The 3,711-nt window shown below is 42.0% G+C and carries 5 protein-coding genes; 3 read left to right on the top strand and 2 right to left on the bottom strand.

Going from position 1 to position 3,711, the window contains the following annotated elements:
• Positions 1-100: 100 nt before the first annotated feature.
• The 3 genes from A5294_RS05065 to fbaA all read left to right on the top strand — a co-directional run bounded on the left by A5294_RS05065 (position 101) and on the right by fbaA (position 2,115).
• Complete coding sequence (locus tag A5294_RS05065; protein WP_004105907.1) at positions 101-562, top strand: Lrp/AsnC family transcriptional regulator; 462 nt, start codon at positions 101-103, stop codon at positions 560-562.
• Positions 563-567: 5 nt separating this feature from the next.
• Entirely contained in the window at positions 568-909 is a 342-nt protein-coding gene (locus A5294_RS05060) for a chorismate mutase (protein ID WP_004574199.1), read from the top strand.
• A gap of 147 nt (positions 910-1,056) precedes the next feature.
• Entirely contained in the window at positions 1,057-2,115 is a 1,059-nt protein-coding gene (fbaA, locus tag A5294_RS05055; RefSeq protein ID WP_064340613.1) for a class II fructose-bisphosphate aldolase, read from the top strand.
• Positions 2,116-2,120: 5 nt separating this feature from the next.
• Here fbaA and pyrB read toward each other — a convergent pair whose 3' ends face one another.
• Both pyrB and A5294_RS05045 read right to left on the bottom strand, forming a co-directional pair.
• A complete protein-coding gene (gene pyrB, locus A5294_RS05050; RefSeq protein ID WP_064340612.1) occupies positions 2,121-3,356 on the bottom strand; it encodes an aspartate carbamoyltransferase in 1,236 nt (411 codons plus the stop codon).
• A 141-nt stretch (positions 3,357-3,497) separates the two neighbouring features.
• Positions 3,498-3,711, bottom strand: a 214-nt coding sequence (locus A5294_RS05045; protein WP_197457104.1) for a type II toxin-antitoxin system RelE/ParE family toxin, incomplete at its 5' end; no start/stop codon positions are given.

Here is a 3,711-nt window from a genome sequence, read left to right as displayed (position 1 = left end):
AGATGTGTATAAGAGACAGCCATAAAAGAGACTGCAATGTGGCGCTACATAGATTCGTTTTAGATTCTCAATTCAGCGTCGACTGGAGAATGGAGGACGTATGGCTGGAAATCCTCATAAAGCTGAAACTAGTATAGCTATGGATTCAACTGATGCAATCATTGTTGATATTCTCGAGCATGATGGCCGAGCGACGTTAACTCGTTTGGCTAAGGCTTCGGGTTTGTCTGTTTCTGCGGTTCAATCTCGAGTGCAAAAGCTTGAGCGTAAAGGTGTTATTACCGGTTATCGCGCGTTAATTGACTATGAGCGTCGTGGTTTACCTGTAAGTGCATTTGTGTCTGTTACGCCACTTGATTTTGGGCAGGAAGCTACAATACCTAACAAATTGCGTGATATTTCTGGTATTGAAGCTTGCTATTCGATTACTGGTAGTCCAAGTTTTATGCTGGTAGTGCGTGTTGCTACGCCAAGCAAATTGGAAGAACTTATTAATACCATTCATCGCATAGTCCCTGTCAGTACAGAAACAACTATGGTTCTGCAAACATATTTCGATTAAATAATATGTGTGATTTTTCTGAGACAACGGTTGACGCGCGCGATACATCTCTTACGACATGTTGCAAAGTTGCTGCCGAAGAGATTATTGTGTTGCGTCAATCTGTTGATAATTTTGATAATGCAATAATTGCGCTGCTTGCTGAGCGGTTTAAAACTACGAAACGAATTGGTGAGTTGAAGGCTGAAGCTGGATTTGCTCCTGAGGATTCTAAAAGAGAGCAGCAGCAAATAGAAAGTTTGCTAAATATTGCGGAAAATGCCGGATTAGATTCTTCGATTGCGTTGAAATATCACGAGTTTGTTGTTACTGAGGCTAAAAAACGTCATCAGCAAATGCAGTTTTGAGATTAGATGTTTCTGTTATTTTAATTGAGCTGAACTATAGAATCACAATCAGTTTGTAGATTTTGAAGATAGATTTTCGCATACCAGTATGTAATGTTTTTGTGCATATGCATAGCTATCTGAGTAATAAAGGCGGATAATACAAGTATGACTATTGCAACTGTTGAACGTTATGCGCATATGCTTGATGCTGCAAGTCGAGGTGGCTACGCATACCCTGCTATCAATGTTACTAGTACGCAAACTCTTAATGCAGCTTTGCAGGGGTTCGCTCAAGCTGAATCTGATGGCATTATTCAAGTTTCTGTCGGTGGTTCTGCTTATTTTTCAGGTCAATCTCTCAATAATCGTGTTGTTGGTTCAATAGCATTTGCAAAGTTTGCGCACGAAGTGGCAGCTCAATACCCTAATATTACTATTGCGCTTCATACAGATCATTGTGCTGAGCAATATTTAGATGGTTGGATTAAACCACTAATTTCTTATGAAACAGAACAAGTCAAAAAAGGCGAAGAGCCGTTATTCCAGTCGCATATGTGGGATGGTTCAACAGTGCCTTTGCAACATAATCTAGACGTTGCAGAACAGTTGCTTGACGCTTCGCAAAAATCTCGCACAATTCTTGAAATTGAGATTGGTGCTGTTGGCGGAGAAGAAGACGGGCATCGTGCTGATATTGACGAGAGATTGTATTCTACGCCTGAAGATGCTTTGCGTGTTGTAGATAAGCTTGGCTTGGGTGAACGTGGCAGGTATATGGCAGCGTTTACTTTTGGCAACGTTCATGGAGCCTATAAGCCTGGCGTTGTAAAACTGCATCCTAAATTATTGCAAGAAATCCAAAAAACTGTATATCAGAACTATCAAAATATTTGTGATACTCGCACCTTTGGCGCTTCTAAAAAGCCGTTCCTGCTGGTATTTCATGGCGGATCTGGTTCTACTGCTCAAGAAATTGCTGAAGCTGTGCGCTACGGCGTAATTAAAATGAATATAGATACTGACACTCAATATGCTTTTACTCGTGCAATTGCTGGTCACATGTTCAGTAATTATGACTCTGTTCTTAAAATAGACGGAGAAGTTGGCGAAAAGAAGTTATATGATCCTCGATCTTGGGGTCGTGAAGCCGAAAAAGCCATGGCTCAGCGTGTAGTAGAAGCTTGTGTGCAGTTAGGTTCTGCTGGTAAAGCACTGAAATAKTAAATTTTTTAWTTWGTTTCTGCTTCTTCGTCGCAATACATGCAACGATACTCTTGCCTTACGGAATCAGCTTTGTAGAACTTACGTTTAAGAGTTAGTTCGCTGTTTGTTATGCAACGAGGATTCGGGCAAGTAAGATCTTCAGGCGCATTCACGTCTGTTACGTGCACGCGAGGATCCGTTAATGAAATTCCGTGTGCGTCAACTGCTTGCAATTCGTCTTCTGGCACGTTTACAAAATCAGTTGGTTCGTAGCCGCAAAGCTCGTCTCCAAGAACGGAACTTTCCAAAGCCATACGCATAAGCATACCGTTTTTAACCTGCTCAAAATATGCTGCGCGAGGATCGTCATCAACGTCAACAGAAATCTCGTTAATTCGAGGAAGCGGATGCAGCACAGGCATATGCGACTTTGCTTTTTGCAATTTTTCTTCAGTCAAAATGTACGTGTCACGAAGTCGCAAGTATTGCTCGCGATCCGTAAAACGCTCTTCTTGCACGCGGGTCATGTAAAGCACGTCAAGCTTGCCAATAACTTCCATCAAGTCGCGAGTTTCTTCGTAAGTGCACGAAGGAGTGTCATTAATGCGGTCGATTACGTACTGCGGAGTTTTAAGCTCATCCGGGCTAATCAGCACAAAATGAACGTTTCCAAAGCGGCACAAAGTTTCAATAAGCGAGTGAACTGTGCGTCCATAAGTTAAGTCGCCGCACAAGCCGACAGTGAGATTATTAAGGCGACCAAATCGCGCGAGAATAGTTGCCAAGTCTGCAAGAGTTTGAGTTGGGTGCATGTGGCCGCCGTCACCTGCGTTAATAATAGGCGTGCTCACAGCTTGCGTTGCAACAAAAGCAGCACCCTCCTTTGGGTGACGCATTGCAACAACATCAACATAGTTAGACACGACTTTCAAAGTATCGTTTACAGTTTCACCCTTGCTTGCACTAGAAAGTTGCGCACCTGCAAAACCGATTACCTTTCCACCTAAACGCAGCATTGCTGTTTCGAAGCTTAAGCGAGTGCGCGTGCTCGGCTCATAAAAAAGAGTGGCCAACACTCTGCCATCGCAAGTGTGAGCCACTTCTTTACGGTGCGAATCAATGTATCGCGCTTTGTCTAAGAGCATTCGTATTTGCGCAGTTGAAATATCGTCTAATGTAACAACACTTTTGCCAGCTAGAGAATTTGCAATTGTGCTGCGAGAAAAAGTTTGATGCAAAGAACTAGAAATTGCGTTCGTCATAATAAGTACCGCTCACCTTCCGTCAATTGGCAAGACGGTCGCAACCACACGCGACCTACGTAATTTTACTGATTAGCGTTGACGAATTTATATACGGAGTGGCGAACAACTATAACTTATTATGCAACATTTAATAAGCATTCAATCCAATAAATCTATTTGTTCCAATACAGTTTGTTGATTACGCCTACCATAAGTAACCTTCAAAATATAAACTGTATTTTCTTCTAAAACAACTCTGTAATAAACAAGAAAATTCTTTACAACTATACGACGCACGCCAAGTGAATTCCAAGGCTCATACTTGACTGCAGGCGCAAACTGAGGAAAAAGAGACAGTCTTTCAATACTAGAT

Source organism: Gardnerella sp. 30-4, assembly GCF_001641215.1.
GTDB classification, from domain to species: domain Bacteria; phylum Actinomycetota; class Actinomycetes; order Actinomycetales; family Bifidobacteriaceae; genus Bifidobacterium; species Bifidobacterium leopoldii.
The sequence above is the reverse complement of the archived record's forward strand: the minus strand, read 5'-3'. Positions and strand labels throughout refer to the sequence as shown.

Coding starts and splice junctions, on each gene's coding strand:
- A5294_RS05065 (WP_004105907.1), top strand. CDS start 101: ATGGCTGGAAATCCTCATAAAGCTGAAACTAGTATAGCTATGGATTCA.
- A5294_RS05060 (WP_004574199.1), top strand. CDS start 568: ATGTGTGATTTTTCTGAGACAACGGTTGACGCGCGCGATACATCTCTT.